This window comes from Nocardioides hankookensis (assembly GCF_042658885.1).
Classification (GTDB): Bacteria; Actinomycetota; Actinomycetes; order Propionibacteriales; family Nocardioidaceae; genus Nocardioides; species Nocardioides hankookensis.
In genome coordinates this window covers 77170-93748 of record NZ_JBHSRJ010000002.1, presented here as the reverse complement: position 1 = coordinate 93748, position 16579 = coordinate 77170, and the positions used below count along the sequence as shown (strand labels likewise).

The following is a 16579-nucleotide window of genomic DNA, read 5'->3' as shown; positions in this document are numbered from 1 at the left end:
GGGACGCACCCTCCCCGGGGCTCCGTCATGTCAACAGTCGAGCCCGTCCTCGGGCACCGTGTCCCGCAGGAGGTAGGCGTCCACGGCGTCGTCGACGCAGGTGTTGCCCTCGGTGTAGCCGGTGTGGCCGTCGCCGTCGCGGCTGACCAGGACGCCGGACTCGAGCTGGTCGGCGAGGTGCTCCGCCCACGCGTATGGCGTGGCCGGGTCGCGCGTCGTACCGATGACGACGATGGGGGCCGCACCCGCTGCCCGGATGTCGCGCGGCTTCTCGGACGAGGTCACCTGCATCCCGCCGCAGCCGGTCAGGCCCCAGGCGAAGACGTCACCGAACGTCGGCGACGCGGCCTCGAAGTCCGGCAGCTCGGCGGGCACCTGTGACGCCGGGATCGACCACGGGTCGTCGAGACAGCTGATCGCGTAGAACGCCTCGGTGCTGTTGTCGGTGTAGCCGTCGGCCCCGCGCGAGGAGTAGACGTCGGAGAAGCGCAGCAGCAGCGTGCCGTCGCCGTCGAACGCCGCCTTCAGGCCCTGGGTCAGCGCGGGCCAGTAGTCGCGGCTGTAGAGCGGCAGGACCAGGCCGTAGAAGGCGTTGCCGACGTCGAGGTCGCGGTCGCCGTCAGTGGGCAGCGGGTGGGCGTCGACGTCGGCGAGCAGCTGCTGGATGCGGGTGAGCCCGGCGTCCAGGGTGTCGCCGAGGAAGCAGTCGTCGCCCTCGTCCGCGGCGTCGAGGCAGCTCTGGACGTAGGCCCGCAGGGCGGTCTCGAACCCGCCGGCCTGCTGGAGGCTGAGGTCGCGCGAGCTCAGCGACACGTCGACCGCCCCGTCGAGGACCAGCCGTCCGACCCGGTCGGGGAAGAGGTCGGCGTACGTCGCGCCGAGCTTGGTGCCGTAGGACGCGCCGTAGTAGGCCAGCGTCGACTCACCGAGCGCGGCGCGCAGCACGTCGAGGTCGCGCGCCGCCTCGATCGTGGTCACGTGTGCAGCCAGGGCGCCCGACCGGTCGGCACAGCCGGCGCCGATGGCGTCGACGAACCCGGTGTAGGTCTGCACCTCGGCCGGCGTCTCCGGGTCGGGGTCCTGCGCCACGTAGGCGTCCAGCTCGTCGTCGGAGAGACAGTCGACCGGGTCGCTCGAGCCGGTGCCGCGGGGGTCGAAGCCGACGACGTCGTAGGCCGCGAGCACCGGTGCCGTGAAGACGTTGCCGGGGACAGCGGCGTTCTCGGCGTAGTCGGTGCCGGGAGCGCCCGGCCCGCCCGGGTTGACCACGAGCGAGCCGATCCGCTTCCCGGGGTCGGCGGCGGGCACCCGGAGCACCGCGAGCTCGATCGTCTCACCGTCCGGGTGCCGGTAGTCGAGCGGCACCTCGAGACTGGCACAGAGCTCGATGCCGTGACACCACTCCCAGTCGAGGGTCTGGGAGTAGAAGCGGGCGAGCCCGGGGCGCGGCGGGGTGTCCGAGCCGGGTGCGGGGGTGCTGGTGGGGACCGACGCCGGGTCCGGCAGCCCGTCGTCGCCGCCGAGCACGGCGAGAGCCGCGACCCCCACGCCGGCCAGGACGAGCGCGGCGACGAGGAGCAGCGCGACCCAGCGCACGACCCGCGGCGTCACCCGGTGCGCACCTCCGGCGCGACGAGGGCCAGCATCATCGACTCCAGGGCGAGCGCCGGCTGGACGTTGAACTCCAGCATCTGCTCGCGGGCCTCGAAGATGGCGGCGATCCGGCGCAGCTGCGCCTCCGGCGTGCCGGTGCGGGCCAGCAGCTCGACGTCGCCGCGGATCTCCTCGTTGACCAGGGACCCTGCCGCGCCGACCGAGACCGCGATCGCGTCGCGGTAGACCGAGACCAGGTCCATCAGCCCGCGGTCGACGACGTCGAGGTGACGACGCTTGGCGCGGGTCTTCTGGTCCTTCTCCAGGTCGCGGAGGGCGGGGGCGTACTCACGCGGGCGGCGGCCGCGGTCGACCACGCCGTACGCCGCGTCGAGGTCGGCCTTGTCGCGGGCGTCGAGCGCGGACGTGATCGCGTCGGCCTCCTGCTTGGCGACGTCGTTGAGCGTCGAGGCGCGGCTCATGCAGGCGCCCAGCGAGGTGAGCTGCGCCGGGATCGCCACGACCTCGCGCCGGCGGTTGCGGGTGTCCTCGTCGCGCGCCAGCGCCCGGGCCCGGCCGATGTGGCCCTGGCTGGCGCGGGCGGCGTACGACGCGAGCGCCTCGTTGACGCCCTCGGTGCGGTGCAGGAACGCGGCGACCGCCTCGGTGGTCGGCGTCGCGAGCGTGATCAGGCGGCAGCGCGAGCGGATCGTCGGGAGCACGTCCTCGACCGTCGGGGCGCAGAGCATCCACACGGTGCGGGCGGCGGGCTCCTCGATCGCCTTGAGCAGCGCGTTGCAGGCGCCCTCGGTGAGGCGGTCGGCGTCCTCGACGATGACGATCTGCCAGCGCGGGCCGACCGGGCTCAGGGCGGAGCGACGGACCAGCTCGCGGACCTCGTTGATGCCGATCGAGAGCCGCTCGGTGCGCACCACGGAGACGTCGGCGTGCGAGCCCGCGAGCACCGTGTGGCAGGCGTGGCAGCTGCCGCAGCCGGGCGTCTCCTCGGCGCACTGGAGGGCGGCGGCGAACGCGACCGCGGCGTTGGAGCGACCCGACCCGGGCGGGCCGGTGAAGAGGAAGGCGTGGCTCATGCCGTGGCCGGCCGCCGCGGCCTGGAGCGCCTCGACCGCCCGGTGCTGGCCGACCAGCGTGTCCCAGACGCTCATCGTCGGGTGGCCATCTCGAGGAGCGGGGCGACCGCGGCCCGGATCTGGGCGGCGATCTCGTCGATGTCGGCGCGGGCGTCGAGGACGAGGTAGTGGTCGGGGTCGGCCTTCGCCATGTCGACGAACGCGTCACGCACCCGCTCGTGGAACTCGATCGACTCCCCCTCGATGCGGTCGCGGCCGGCGAACCGGCTCAGCCCCCGGCGCGGGTCGAGGTCGAGGACGACGGTCAGGTGCGGGCGCAGGTCGTGGGTGGCCCAACGGGCGACGTGCTCGACCTCTCCCGGCACCAGGCTCCGACCCGCCCCTTGGTAGGCGAGCGTCGAGTCGACGTAGCGGTCGGTGATGACGACGTCACCGCGCTCCAGCGCCGGCAGCACCACGGTGTCGACGTGCTCGGACTTGTCGGCGGCGTAGAGCAGCGTCTCGGTGCGGTCGGACAGCTGGCCGGTCTCGGGGCTGAGCACGATCCGGCGCAGCTCGCGGCCCACGATCGTGTCGCCGGGCTCGAAGGTCAGCAGCACGGAGTACCCCTGCTCCTGCAGCCAGTCGCGCAGCAACCCGGACTGCGTCGACTTCCCCGACCCCTCGCCGCCCTCGAAGCACACGAACACGCCCGTGTCGGCGTACGCACCCGGCCAGTCGCTCACGTCGTACACCCTAGGCGGCGCCGCCGACGCGGGCTCTCCACAGGTCCACCGTCGCTGGTCGAGCAGCCGTCGCGAGGAACGAAACTCCTCGCTGGTCGAGTAGCCGTCGCCAGGAATGAGACTCCTCGCTGGTCGAGTAGTCGTGGTGAGGAACGAACGACGGCGTATCGAGACCCAACGCCCCAGGGGTCTCGATACGCTCGCTGGCGCTCGCTACTCGACCAACGAAGACCCCGCTGGCGCCCGGTCCTCGACGAACCAAACTCCTCGCTGGTCGAGTAGCCGTCGTGAGGAACGAACGACGGCGTATCGAGACCCAACGCCCCAGGGGTCTCGATACGCTCGCTGGCGCTCGCTACTCGACCAACGAAAACCCCGCTGGCGCCCGGTCCTCGACGAACCAAACTCCTCGCTGGTCGAGTAGCCGTCGTGAGGAACGAACGACGGCGTATCGAGACCCATCCACAGGCCGGCCGACGTCGGTGGCCGACCGTCCCGTCACCGATCGAGAATCACGGATGGCCGCCTTCACCTACATGCTGCGTTGCGCCGACGGGACCTACTACGTCGGCAGCACGCGAAGTCTCGAGCTCCGCCTCCACCAGCACCAGTCCGGCGAGGGCGCGACGTACACCCGCGAGCGGCTGCCTGTGGAACTGGTCTGGCACGAGGAGCACGAGCACATCGGTGACGCCTTCAACCGCGAGAAGCAGGTCCAACGGTGGAGCCGGGCCAAGCGCGAGGCGCTGATCCGGATGGACTACGGGGCCTTGCCCTCCCTCTCGAAGAAGAAGTTCTGAGCGGGGTCTCGATACGCTCGCTGGCGCTCGCTACTCGACCAACGAAAACCCCGCTGGCGCCCGCTCCTCGACCAACCAAACTCCTCGCTGGTCGAGTAGCCGTCGTGAGGAACGCGCTCGCTACTCGACCAACGAAAACCCCGCTGGCGCCCGGCCCTCGACCAACCAAACTCCTCGCTGGTCGAGTAGCCGTCGTGAGGAACGAACGACGGCGTATCGAGACCCAACGCCCCAGGGGTCTCGAAACGCTCGCTGGCGCTCGCTACTCGACCAACGAAAAGGCCGCTGGCGCTCGCTACTCGACCAACGAAAACCCCGCTGGCGCTCGCTACTCGACCAACGAAAACCCCGCTGGCGCTCGCTACTCGACCAACGAACAAATCACCCTCGCCGGAGCGAGCCGGCACCGGCACGCCTACGACTTCTTGGCGGCGGCCTTCTTGGTGGTCTTCTTCGCGGTCTTCTTCGCAGCGGCCTTCTTGGCCGGGGCCTTCTTGGTCGTCTTCTTCGTCGCCTTCTTGGCGGGGCCCTTGGCGCGGCGCTCGGCGAGGAGCTCGGCAGCGCGCTCGGGGGTGATCGCCTCGACGGAGTCCTCCTTGCGGAGGGTGGCGTTGTACTCGCCGTCGGTGACGTACTCGCCGAAGCGGCCGGCCTTCACGACGATCGGCTGGCCGGAGACCGGGTCGTTGCCGAGCTCCTTGAGCGGCGGGGCCGCGGCGGCACGGCCGCGCTGCTTGGGCTGGGCGTAGATCCGCAGCGCCTCGTCGAGGGTGATGCTGAGCAGCTGGTCCTCGGAGGTCAGCGACCGGGAGTCGGTGCCCTTCTTGAGGTAGGGGCCGTAGCGACCGTTCTGCGCGGTGATCTCGTCACCGGACTCGGGGTCGGCGCCGACCACGCGCGGCAGCGAGAGCAGCTTGAGCGCGTCGTCGAGGGTGATCGTGTCGAGCGACATCGACTTGAAGAGCGAGCCGGTGCGCGCCTTGTCGTTCTTCTTCGCGTCCTCGGGGAGCACCTCGGTGACGTAGGGGCCGAAGCGGCCGTTCTTCGCCACGATCTGCAGCCCCGACTCCGGGTGCACGCCGAGCTCGATCTCCTCGCCGGCCGGGTTGGCCAGCAGCTCCTTGGCCTTCTCGAGCGTGAGCTCGTCGGGCGGCAGGTCGTCGGGCACGTTCGCGCGGACGGCGTACGGCGTGCCCTCGTCGTCCGGACCCTCGAGGTAGGGGCCGTAGCGGCCGACGCGCAGGTTGATGCCGCTGTCGGGGCCGCCGACCGGGAAGGTCGCGAGCTCGCGCGCGTCGATGTCGCCGAGGCCGTCGACCAGCGGCTTCAGGCCGGCGACGGTGTCGGAGCCGTAGTAGAACTCGCCGAGCTCGGTCTGCAGGTCCTTGCGGCCGCCGGCGATGTCGTCGAGCACGTCCTCCATGCCCGCGGTGAACTCGTAGGAGATCTGGCGCGGGAAGTGCTCCTCCAGCAGCCGGGTCACCGAGAACGCCAGCCAGGCCGGCACCAGCGCGGTGCCCTTCTTGTAGACGTAGCCGCGGTTGAGGATCGTGCCGATGATCGAGGCGTACGTCGAGGGCCGGCCGATCTCGCGGTCCTCGAGCTCCTTGATCAGCGTGGCCTCGGTGTAGCGGGCCGGCGGCTTGGTCTCGTGGCCGTTCGCGCTCAGCGACGCGGCCGAGACGGCGTCTCCCTCGTGCAGGTCGGGCAGCGGCACCTGGTCGTCGTCGCTGCGCTTGCCGCCCTCGGTGCCCTCGACGTACGCCTTGAGGAACCCGTGGAAGGTGATGACGCGACCGGACGCGGCGAAGACCACGTCACGCCCGTCGGCGGCGGCGCCACCGATCCTGACCGACACCGACTGGCCGACCGCGTCCTTCATCTGCGACGCGACGGTGCGCATCCAGATCAGCTCGTAGACCCGGAACTGGTCGCCGGTCAGGCCGGTCTGCGCGGGCGTGCGGAACGACTCACCGGCGGGCCGGATCGCCTCGTGCGCCTCCTGGGCGTTCTTGACCTTGCTCGTGTAGGTGCGCGGCGCGTCGGGCAGGTACTCCGCGCCGTACAGCTCGCGCACCTGGGTCCGGGCCGCGTTGATCGCGCCGCCCGACAGCGTGGTCGAGTCGGTGCGCATGTAGGTGATGAAGCCGTTCTCGTAGAGGCGCTGCGCGACCGACATGGCCACCGACGCGCTCATCCCGAGCTTGCGGCTCGCCTCCTGCTGGAACGTGGTCGTGCGGAAGGGCGCGTACGGCGAGCGCCGGTAGGGCTTCGCCTCGACGGAGCGGACGTCGTACGTCGTGTCGCTCAGCGCGGACACGAGCGCCTCGGCCGCGGTGCGGTCGAGGTGGACGCGCTCCTCCTTCTTGCTCTTGATCAGGCCGTCGGGCCCGAAGTCGGAGCCGCCGGCGACCCGGCTGCCGTCGATCGAGTGGAGCTTGGCCGGGAACATCCGGGGCTCCTTGGACGCGCCGGCGTCGAAGGTGCCCTCGAGGTCCCAGTAGGACGCGACCCGGAAGGCCATCCGCTCGCGCTCGCGGGCGACCACCAGACGGGTGGCGACGGACTGGACGCGGCCGGCCGAGAGGCCGGACATGACCTTCTTCCAGAGGACCGGGCTGACCTCGTAGCCGTAGAGGCGGTCGAGGATGCGGCGCGCCTCCTGGGCCTCGACGAGGTCCATGTCGAGCTCACGCGGGTTGTCGGCGGCGTCGAGGATCGCCTGCTTGGTGATCTCGTGGAAGACCATCCGCTTGACCGGGATGTCCTTCTTCGGCTTCAGCTCGTCGAGGAGGTGCCAGGCGATGGCCTCTCCCTCACGGTCCTCATCGGTGGCGAGGTAGAGCTCGTCGGCGTCCTTGAGCAGGCCCTTGAGCTTGGTGATGTGCGACTTCTTGTCGCGCGGCACGACGTAGTAGGGCTCGAAGCCGTTGTCGACGTCGACCGCCAGGCGGCCCCACGGCTTGTCCTTGATCTTCGCCGGGGTGTCCGCGGCGCTCTGCGGGAGGTCGCGGATGTGGCCGATGGAGGACTCGACGACGTACCCCTGACCGAGGTACCCGCCGATGGTGCGGGCCTTCGCCGGGGACTCGACGATCACCAACTTGTGTGCCACTGGACCTGTCATTCCTTCGCTGTGCGGGGGGCGGGGCACCCGACGAGGGGGCCCACGGCCGAACACGGTAGCGCGTGCTGACGACTTCTCATTCCCGACAGCTCGCTCGGCAGACGCTCCCGACCTCCGACCGATCCGGGTTTCAATGGTCTAGATGACCTTGTGAACTGTGCCAGGACCGCCCCGGACGAGCGTCTCCCCGGCGAAGATTCTCGCGTCACCCACGGCCCCTGGAGGCACCGCATGTCCTCGTCCCCGACCACCCTGCGTCGCATGGTCGCCCTCCTGGGCGCGCTGCTGCTCGTGCCGCTGGCTGTCGTACTCGGCTCCGCGCCGGCGCAGGCCGCTCCGGCCACGCTGATCGGAACCGTCGTCGACGGGCTTGGCGCGCAGCTCGTCGGCGTCACGGTGCAGGCCGTCGACAGTGCCACCCTCACCGACGTCCCGGGCGCTGGGGCGAGCGACGTCACCGACGGCACCGGCAGCTACTCGCTCGAGCTCTCCGCCGGCACCTACAAGATCCGCTTCTCGAAGACCGGCTACACCTCGGACTGGTACGGCGGGGAAGACGCCTTCGTGATCACCGTCGACGGCGACGGGGTGGCCTCCGTCGACGACGAGCCGATCGAGGACGGCGACCTCGGGCCGATCGTGATCAACAGCGTGACGACCCACACGATCTCGGGCACCGCGACGAAGGCCGGCGGCGACCCGCTGGCGGGCATCCTCGTGGAGGTCTACGCGAACGACGACCACGACGACGTCGTGCAGACCCTCACCACCTCCTCCGACGGCGCGTTCAGCTTCACCCTCCCCGAAGGCGTCTACCACGTGGCGCTGAGCGACCCTGCCCACATGTACCTCCCGCGCTGGTACGGCATGGGCAGCACCCCGGACGACATCACCCTCAGCTCCAACCGGGCGCTCGGCGCGATCGTCCTCTCCCCCGTGCCCGCAGGCTCGGAGTTCCCGATCGCCGGACGGGTGCTGGACGCCAACGGCGACACCGTCACCGGGGTGACCGTCGCGGTGGGCGTATCCGAGGGGACCGGCGACTCCGGCAGCGACACCACCGGCGCGACCGGTGACTACAGCGTCACGGTGCTGCCCGGCACCTACCGGGTGACGTTCTCGGGAACCGGCTTCCAGACCCGGCAGTACGGCGTCGACGGCGGCACCTCGACCATCACGGTGGCCGCTGACGGGCAGCTGTCCACGGCCCCGACGGAGTCCCTGGTCGACAACAAGCTGGGTGACTTCACCCTGCCGAGCACGCCGTACGCCAAGACCGGGACGGTGCACGCTGCCAGCGGCGGCGCCGCCGTGCCCAACGTGACCGTGCGGGCCTTCCCCGCCGACTCGGACCTGCTGGCCGACGTGGTCGACACGACGACCACGGACGCCGGCGGCACCTACTCCCTCGACCTGCCGATCGGCACCTACCACGTCCAAGTCGTCGACCTGGACGGCGTGGCGCCCGACTACCAGCCGACCTGGATCGGCGGAGCGACCCCGGTCGTCGTGAAGGTCGCCCAAGGCGGCACGCTGACGGTCAACGGCGGGTCCTCCGTGACCACCCTCGGCGACGTGCTGCTCAGCGTTGCCAGCGTGACGACGACGTACGACGTCAGCGGGGACGTTGTGGATGCCAACGGTGACCCGATCCCGTCGGCGACGGTGACGGCCGTGCCCCAGAGCGGTACTCCTGCGGAGAACCAGGCCACGGCGACCACCAACGGCACGGGCCACTACGTCCTCTCGGTCAAGGCGGGAACCTACCGGATCAGCTACGCGGCGACGGACTTCAACTCGAGCGCCTACACCGGCAGCGGGAGCGTGCCCGTCGACGTCGTCGTGTCCGGCACCGGCACCGTCACCGCGGGCACCACCGAAGCGCCGGGCGGCGCTCTCGAGGACGTGGAGCTGACCGGCACCGCGACATACCAGGTGACCGGCACCGTCGAGGACGCGACGAACGACGCCTCCATCGTCGGCATCCACGTGACTGTGCACCCAACGAGCGACCCGAGCGCGACCGCGGGCACCGGCACCACCAACGCCTCCGGCGTGTACACGGTGCCCGGGCTGACGGTCGGCACCTACACGATCGACTTCACGGACACCGACGGATCCGGCTTCCAGTACGTCGGCGCCTCCTACGGCGGCAGCCCGGCGACCGAGGTCAAGATCGCCCGCGGCGGCGCGGCGATCGTCGCCAACGCGACCCGCCCCGGCAACGACCTCGGCGTCACCAAGCTCGCCCGGTCGACCGCCGACACGACGTACGCCGTGAGCGGCGACCTCACCGACGCCAACGGCGATGCGATCGTCGGCGCCAGCGTGACCGCGGTCCCGCAGGGCGCCACACCGGGTGCCAACCAGGTCGCGAAGACCACGGACAGCGACGGTCACTACGTGCTCGACCTGAAGGTCGGGACCTACCGCATCAAGTACGACGCCGCCGCATTCACCACCTCGTACTACAGCAACGACAACGACCCGCCCGTCGTCGTCGACGTCGTGGTCGCCAGCGGCGGTACGGTCACGGCCGGCGGCGTCGCGGTGCCGAACAGGGAGCTCGAGGACACCGCCCTCGTGGGCACGAACACGCACACGATCACCGGCTCGGTGAAGAGCGGTGGCGCCGCCGTGAGCGGACTGACGGTGAAGCTGTACTCCACCGCGGACAGCTCCACCGCGATCGACACGGCCACCACCAACGGGTCCGGCGTCTACACCTTCGGGGGCCTGAAGATCGGCACCTACCTGGTGCAGGTCGAGAGCACCAGCAGCTACGTCGGAGCCTGGTACGTCGACAGCCAGACCTCCGCCGGAGCGACCGAGGTGAAGATCGGGCAGAGCCTCCTGATCTACTCGGGCGGCTCGCCCACCGCACCCAACGGCACGCTGCTCGCGATGAACCTCGCCCCGGTCACGGCCGAGACGACGTACGTCGTCAGCGGAGAGGTCGTCGACGCCAACAGTGACGGCATCGTCGGCCGTCCGGTGACCGCGACCGCGATCTCCACCGGAGTGACCGCGAGCACTTTCTCTGGCGACGACGGCCAGTTTGTCCTCAACCTCAAGCCGGGGACCTATCACGTCACCGTCGCGGGCAACGCGGACTTCGGCAGCGGCTTCCTGACGTCCGACGACGAGACCCCGTCGGCGCTGGTGGTCGCCTCCACGAGTCCCAACGTCACGGTCGACGGCGAGCCGGCGACCGACGGCGACGTCGGCTCGATCACCCTGGCCGGGCTCAAGACCTACTCGGTGACCGGCACGGCGACCAACGGCAGCACCGGCCTCCCCGGGATCACGGTGGAGGCCCTTCCCTCCGGATCGACACCCGGCGCGACCACGACCACCGGCAGCGGCGGTGCCTTCGGCTTCAGCCTCAAGATCGGCTCCTACCGGCTGCGGTTCACCGACAACACCTCGAACGCGACCCGCTACCAGCAGACCTACTTCGGTGGCGAGCCCCCGAAGGAGGTGCAGGTCGGTCAGAGTGGCGTGGTCACCGTCGACGGCACTCCCTCGAGCCTCACGACCGTGCTCACCGCGGTCACCGCGGACACGGCGTACGACCTGAAGGGCACGGTCTACGAGCCGGTGAACTTCGATCCGCTCGACGGCGTCGTCGTCACGGCCATCCCCGTCGCCGGGACGGCGACGGCCAACCAGCGCGAGGGAACGACCGGTCCGGACGCCAGCCTCGGCGACGGTGGGGTCTACCGGATCCCGGTGAAGCCGGGTAAGTACCAGCTCAGGTTTGAGAAGCCGGGCTACCAGACGGCGTACCTGACGAACTACGACGACACCACCGCACCGGTGACCGTGACCGTCGGCCCGACGGGTGCGATCAGCGCCCCTGGGCTGGACCTCGTCGACGGCGTCCTGGACGACGTCCAGATGCTCTTCCCACCGGCGGCCTTCAAGGTCCAGCCCAAGCTCAGCGGCAAGGTCGCCGTCGGCCAGGTCGTCAGCACGACGTTCGGGACGCTCCAGGGCGCCTCGATCGACAAGGACTACGTGATCGTGGAGTGGTTCATCGACGGCAAGCCGGCTGACGACTACTCGACGGGCAACTACTTCGAGAAGTTCAAGATCCCGGCGGTGGCGGCGACCAAGAAGCTGAGCTACCGGATCACCATCGACGACCCCGACGGGGTGCGCGCCTCGACGGTCTTCACGAGCAAGGCGATCGCGGTGCCGAAGGCGCCGGCGACGGTGAAGGGCGTCTTCAAGAAGGGCAAGCTCACGGTGACCCTCACGGTGCCGACGCTGCCCAAGCCGACCGGCGTGATCGTGGTCAAGGACGGCAAGAAGAAGGTTGCCACGATCAAGCTGACGGCCAAGAGCAAGGGCAAGGCGGTGCTGCCGCTGAGCAAGCTCAAGCTCAAGCCCGGCAAGCACACGCTCACGCTGGCGTACGCCGGCAGCAAGACCATCAACAAGGCAGCGGGCAAGGTGAAGCTGACCGTCAAGAAGTAGGTCCCGAGCGGACCTGTGGATGAGCCACGCGCCGGGTCGCCGGCGCGTGGCACCGTCCCACCATGTACTCAGACCACTACACCGAACCGTGGCGCACGCCTCTGGTCACGCATCTCGTCTTCGTCGACGGCCGCCTCGTCGAGTCCTGGCAGGAGCCGGCGGTCGGGACCGAGTGGGAGCCGCACGTCCGGCCGCCTGCCCCACCGCCACCGCCCCCGCCGCCCCCCGTCCACGAGCAGGTGCACACCTGGCTGGAGAGCGTGTGCGGCGGCCGCGCGGCCGTCGAGGGCCTCACCGCTGAGCCGCTCGACGACGACGTGATCGACCTGCCCGTCGAGTACCCGCAGGCGGCCCAGCGCCAGCGGATGGAGGCGACGGCCGAGCTGCTCGACTCGGTCGCCGCCCGGCTCTTCGACCAGGAGATGTCCTACGCGTTCCGCCACGCGTTGCTGGCGCTGTGGGCCGACGACCCGGACTCCGTGACCCGCGCGAGCACGGCGGCCCACCTCGCCGCCGGGATCTGCTGGGCGGTCGGCAAGGCCAACGGGACGTTCCACCCGGTGGGCACCAAGCGGGTGGGCACGATCCAGGACGCGTTCGACCTCCGCTCGGCGGCGTCGTCGTACGGCACCGTGGTCGCGTCGACGCTGCGTGGCTTCCGCCCGCATGCCGAGCGGTGGGGGCGTCCCGCGGGCGTGCCGGACCTCGAGCCGCTCGGCCGGCCGGAGCTGCTGACCGGAGCCACCCGGGCACGTCTGATCCGCCTGCGGGACCGGGCCCGCGCGGCGGCGGCCGCCGCGTGACCGGTCAGACCTCGAGGAAGGCCTCCGCGACCAGCTCCCGCACTGTCGGGAGGTAGGTCGCGCGGGTCTCCTCGGGGTCGAGTCCGAGGAGGTCGGCGAGGGCGTCGAGGATCTGGCCGACACTGAGCTCGCCGTCGCACGCGCCCACCAGGGCGGCCTCGACGGTGTCGGCCTGACGGGCCCGGCGGAGGCCGCGCTGCTGCCGGAGCACGACCACCTCGGGGTCGGCGGCGCCCGGCGCACCGACGGTCTCCTGCTGGACGTCCGGGCGGACCACGAGACGGGAGTCGAGGTCGACCACGGCGTCGCCGGCGGTCGCCCAGCCGAGGAGCGCGGGCGCGATCGGCTGCTCCACGTCGTACGGCCACTCGAGGAGCTCGCGCTTCGGCTGGGCCGCGCCGGAGCGGCGCAGGTTGATCCAGCCGAAGCCGACCGCCTCGATGCCCTGCCGCTCGAACCACGAGACCCAGGTGTCGTAGCGGACCGCGTAGTCCGGGCCGCCGCCGTGCTGGCCGGCGTCCTTGAGCCAGAGCTCGACGTACGACGCGGGATCGACGACCTCGCGCTGGACGACGTAGGCGTCGCAGTCGTCGGCGACCCAGGAGCTCAACCGGTCCTCCCAGGCGGCGCCGGTCGGGATCACCCAGTTGGCCAGCACCTGGCACCAGCCGCCCTCGGTCAGGTGGTCGGGCGCCGACCGGACGATGTGCTCGACGACCCGGTCGCCGGGGAGCCCGGAGTCGCGGTAGACGAGGCGCTCACCGGTCGCCGGCGAGATGACGAACGGCGGGTTGGTCGCGATCAGGTCGAACCGCTCGCCCGCGACGGCCTCGAAGAACGAGCCGGCCCGGACGTCGACCGGGGTGCGGATGTCGTTGAGGGCCACGGTGAAACGGGTGAGCCGCAGCGCGCGCTCGTTGACGTCGGTCGCGACGACGGCGCCGCTGTGGCCGGCGAGGTGCAGGGCCTGGACGCCGCACCCGGTGCCGAGGTCGAGCGAGCGGCCGACCTCTTCGCGAATCGTCAGCTGGGCAAGGGATGTGGACGCCGAGCTGATCCCGAGCACGTGGTCGGGACCGACCCGGTTGGGGCCGCCGTCGAGCCCGGGCGTCAGGTCGCTGACGACCCAGAGGTTGTCGCCGTCGGCGGCGTACGGCCGGACGTCGAGCCGGGCCGCGACCTCGCCGACGGACCTCTCGAGGAAGCCCTCGGCGGCGAGCCGGTCGACGAGTCCGGGGAGCGCGCGCTCGGCAGCGTCGAGATCGACGACCGTCTGGAGCAGGAAGAGGCGGGTCAGCGTCTCGAGCGTGCTGCCGCCGGTCGTACGGCGCAGGGCCGGCGTCGTCTCGTTGCGGGCCAGCGCGTCGTACGCCGCCGGCCCGAGCAGGTCGGCCACCCGGTCGTAGGTGAAGTCGGCGTCGAGCAGGGCGGCCCGCAGGCGCAGCGGCAGGGACTCGGTCACCGCCCGAGCCTAGGGGCAGTGAAATGACGACGACCCGCCCTCCCCTCGCGGGGCGGACGGGTCGACGTCGTGACTGCTACGGCTGGCCTGGCGCGTCGAACTGCTGCGTCGGGGCCGGGTCCGGCTGCGCGACCGGCGGCGGGGGCGGCGGCGGTGCCGTCGTACCGGCGTCGTCGCCGAGGGTGGACTCCCGCTGCTTGGAGACGATGACCGCACCCGCGATGATCGCGACCGCCACCAGGGCGATCAGGATCCGCAGGACGTCGTGCTGGTCCTTGCCCACGCTCATCGAGACGACGGCACTGGCGATCAGCAGCGAGACCAGGTTCATCACCTTGATCAGCGGGTTGATGGCCGGGCCGGCGGTGTCCTTGAACGGGTCGCCGACGGTGTCGCCGATGACCGTGGCCGCGTGGGCCTCGGAGCCCTTGCCGCCGTGGTTGCCGTCCTCGACGAGCTTCTTCGCGTTGTCCCAGGCGCCGCCCGAGTTGGCCAGGAAGACCGCCATCAGGGTGCCGGTGCCGATGGCTCCCGCGAGGAAGCCGGCCAGGGCAGTGGCGCCGAGGCCGAAGCCCACGGCGACCGGGGCCAGCACCGCGAGGATGCCCGGCGTGATCAGCTCACGCAGGGAGTCCTTGGTCACGATGTCGACGACCTTGCCGTACTCAGGGCGACCGGTGCCCTCCATGATCCCGGGGATGTCGCGGAACTGGCGACGCACCTCGTAGACGACCGCGCCCGCAGCCCGCGCCACGGCGTTGATCGCCAGGCCCGAGAAGAGGAACACCACCGCCGCGCCGAGGAGCACGCCGACCAGGACCGCCGGGTTGTAGACGGCGAAGTCGAGCAGGTTGGTCTCCTCCTCCGACGGCCGCGCCTTGAGGACGGCCTCGAACACCGACGTCGAGTAGGAGCCGAAGAGCGCCGTCGCCGCGAGCACCGCCGTCGCGATCGCGATGCCCTTGGTGATCGCCTTGGTCGTGTTGCCGACCGCGTCGAGGTCGGTGAGGATCTGCGCGCCCTCCTCGCTCACGTCGCCCGACATCTCCGCGATGCCCTGGGCGTTGTCGGAGACCGGTCCGAAGGTGTCCATCGCGACGATCACGCCGACGGTGGTCAACAGACCGGTACCGGCCAGGGCGACCGCGAAGAGCGAGACCGTCAGGGCCGCACCACCGAGCAGGTAGGCGCCGAACACCGCGGCCCCGATGACCAGGGTCGTGTAGACGGCCGACTCGAAGCCGACCGAGAGACCGGACAGGATGACGGTGGCCGCGCCGGTGAGCGAGGTCTTGCCGACGTCCTTGACCGGTCGGTACTCGGTGCCGGTGTAGTAGCCGGTGAGGGCCAGGATGCCGGCCGACATCACGATGCCGATGACGACCGCGCTCGAGGCGATGATCCGCGGGTCGCCGTCGAAGCCGGCGTACAGGACCCCGAACTCGCGGAAGCTGCCCGGCAGGTAGACGAACGACAGCACCACGCTGGCGACCGCGGCGATCGCGGACGAGAGGTAGAACGACCGGTTGATCGTCGTCAGCCCGCTCACGCCGGCCTTCGGGTTCGTCAGGTAGACGCCCGCGACGGCCGTCAGGGCGCCGATGGCCGGGATCAGCAGCGGGAAGACCAGGCCCTTGTCGCCGAACACCTGGGAGCCCAGGATCAGCGCGGCCACCAGCGTCACGGCGTACGACTCGAAGAGGTCGGCCGCCATGCCGGCGCAGTCGCCGACGTTGTCGCCCACGTTGTCGGCGATCGTCGCGGCGTTGCGCGGGTCGTCCTCGGGGATGTTCTGCTCGACCTTGCCGACCAGGTCCGCGCCGACGTCGGCGGCCTTGGTGAAGATGCCGCCGCCGACCCGCATGAACATGGCGAGCAGCGCGGCACCGAAGCCGAAGCCCTCGAGCACCTTCGGCGCCTCGTCCTGGAAGCAGATCACCACGATGCTGGCTCCGAGGAGGCCGAGGCCGACCGTCAGCATGCCGACCATCGCGCCGGTCCGCAGACCGATCCGCATGGCCGGCTCGCGGCCCTGCTCGTTGGCGGCCGCCGCCACGCGCAGGTTCGCGCGGACGGCGAGGTTCATGCCGAGGTAGCCCACCGAGGCGGAGAAGCCCGCACCGACGAGGAAGAAGACGGAGCGGAAGATCCGCACCGTGGCGTCGTCGGCTGGGAGCGCGAGCAACGCGAAGAACGCGATCGCCGCGAAGATGGCGAGCGTCCGGAACTGACGCGTGAGGTACGCGTTGGCCCCTTCCTGCACCGCTTGGGCGATGTTCTTCATGTTGTCGGTGCCTTCACCGGCAGCAAGGACCTCCTGGCGGAACATCGCCGCCATCGCGAGCGCGCCCAGCGCGATCAGTGCGACGACGATGACCAGGACGAGATTGCCCCCGGAGAGCTCCACGACAGCGGGACTGATCCCCGTCATGCGGTTCCTCCTGAGTGTGATGCTGGAAGTGATGCAGATCTCACACGGACGGGCCGGAGTCT

Annotated in this window: 9 protein-coding genes; 3 read left to right on the top strand and 6 right to left on the bottom strand. The window is 70.8% G+C overall.

Annotation, left to right across the window (positions count from 1 at the left end; genetic code table 11):
- Positions 1–30: 30 nt before the first annotated feature.
- From ACFPYL_RS03350 to tmk, 3 genes are read right to left on the bottom strand one after another with little or no spacing between them, the layout of a single operon-like run.
- Positions 31–1611, bottom strand: coding sequence for an alpha/beta hydrolase (locus ACFPYL_RS03350; RefSeq protein WP_379150323.1), 1581 nt, complete (start codon positions 1609–1611; stop codon positions 31–33).
- Complete coding sequence (locus ACFPYL_RS03345) at positions 1608–2762, bottom strand: DNA polymerase III subunit delta' (protein WP_379150321.1); 1155 nt, start codon at positions 2760–2762, stop codon at positions 1608–1610. Before ACFPYL_RS03345 ends, ACFPYL_RS03350 begins: the two co-directional genes overlap by 4 nt.
- Complete coding sequence (tmk, locus tag ACFPYL_RS03340; RefSeq protein WP_379150319.1) at positions 2759–3412, bottom strand: dTMP kinase; 654 nt, start codon at positions 3410–3412, stop codon at positions 2759–2761. The genes ACFPYL_RS03345 and tmk overlap by 4 nt, the downstream gene beginning before the upstream one ends.
- Positions 3413–3930: 518 nt before the next feature.
- Between tmk and ACFPYL_RS03335 the strand changes: the two genes are divergently transcribed.
- On the top strand, positions 3931–4212 hold the full coding sequence (locus ACFPYL_RS03335) for a GIY-YIG nuclease family protein (RefSeq protein ID WP_379150317.1): 282 nt from the start codon (positions 3931–3933) through the stop codon (positions 4210–4212).
- 415 nt (positions 4213–4627) lie between these two features.
- Here ACFPYL_RS03335 and topA read toward each other — a convergent pair whose 3' ends face one another.
- Entirely contained in the window at positions 4628–7339 is a 2712-nt protein-coding gene (topA, locus tag ACFPYL_RS03330) for a type I DNA topoisomerase (RefSeq protein WP_379150315.1), read from the bottom strand.
- A gap of 261 nt (positions 7340–7600) precedes the next feature.
- Here topA and ACFPYL_RS03325 point away from each other — a divergent pair, with 261 nt between their 5' ends.
- Positions 7601–11821: a carboxypeptidase regulatory-like domain-containing protein gene (locus tag ACFPYL_RS03325; protein ID WP_379150313.1), complete on the top strand. Its 4221-nt coding sequence runs from the start codon at positions 7601–7603 to the stop codon at positions 11819–11821.
- 62 nt (positions 11822–11883) lie between these two features.
- Positions 11884–12624, top strand: a complete 741-nt coding sequence (locus ACFPYL_RS03320) for a hypothetical protein (protein ID WP_379150311.1) — start codon at positions 11884–11886, stop codon at positions 12622–12624.
- A 4-nt stretch (positions 12625–12628) separates the two neighbouring features.
- Here the strand turns inward: ACFPYL_RS03320 and ACFPYL_RS03315 are convergent, their stop codons facing one another.
- Positions 12629–14086, bottom strand: a complete 1458-nt coding sequence (locus tag ACFPYL_RS03315; protein WP_379150309.1) for a DUF7059 domain-containing protein — start codon at positions 14084–14086, stop codon at positions 12629–12631.
- 76 nt (positions 14087–14162) lie between these two features.
- Entirely contained in the window at positions 14163–16517 is a 2355-nt protein-coding gene (locus ACFPYL_RS03310) for a sodium-translocating pyrophosphatase (RefSeq protein ID WP_379150307.1), read from the bottom strand.
- Between the last annotated feature and the right edge of the window lie 62 nt (positions 16518–16579).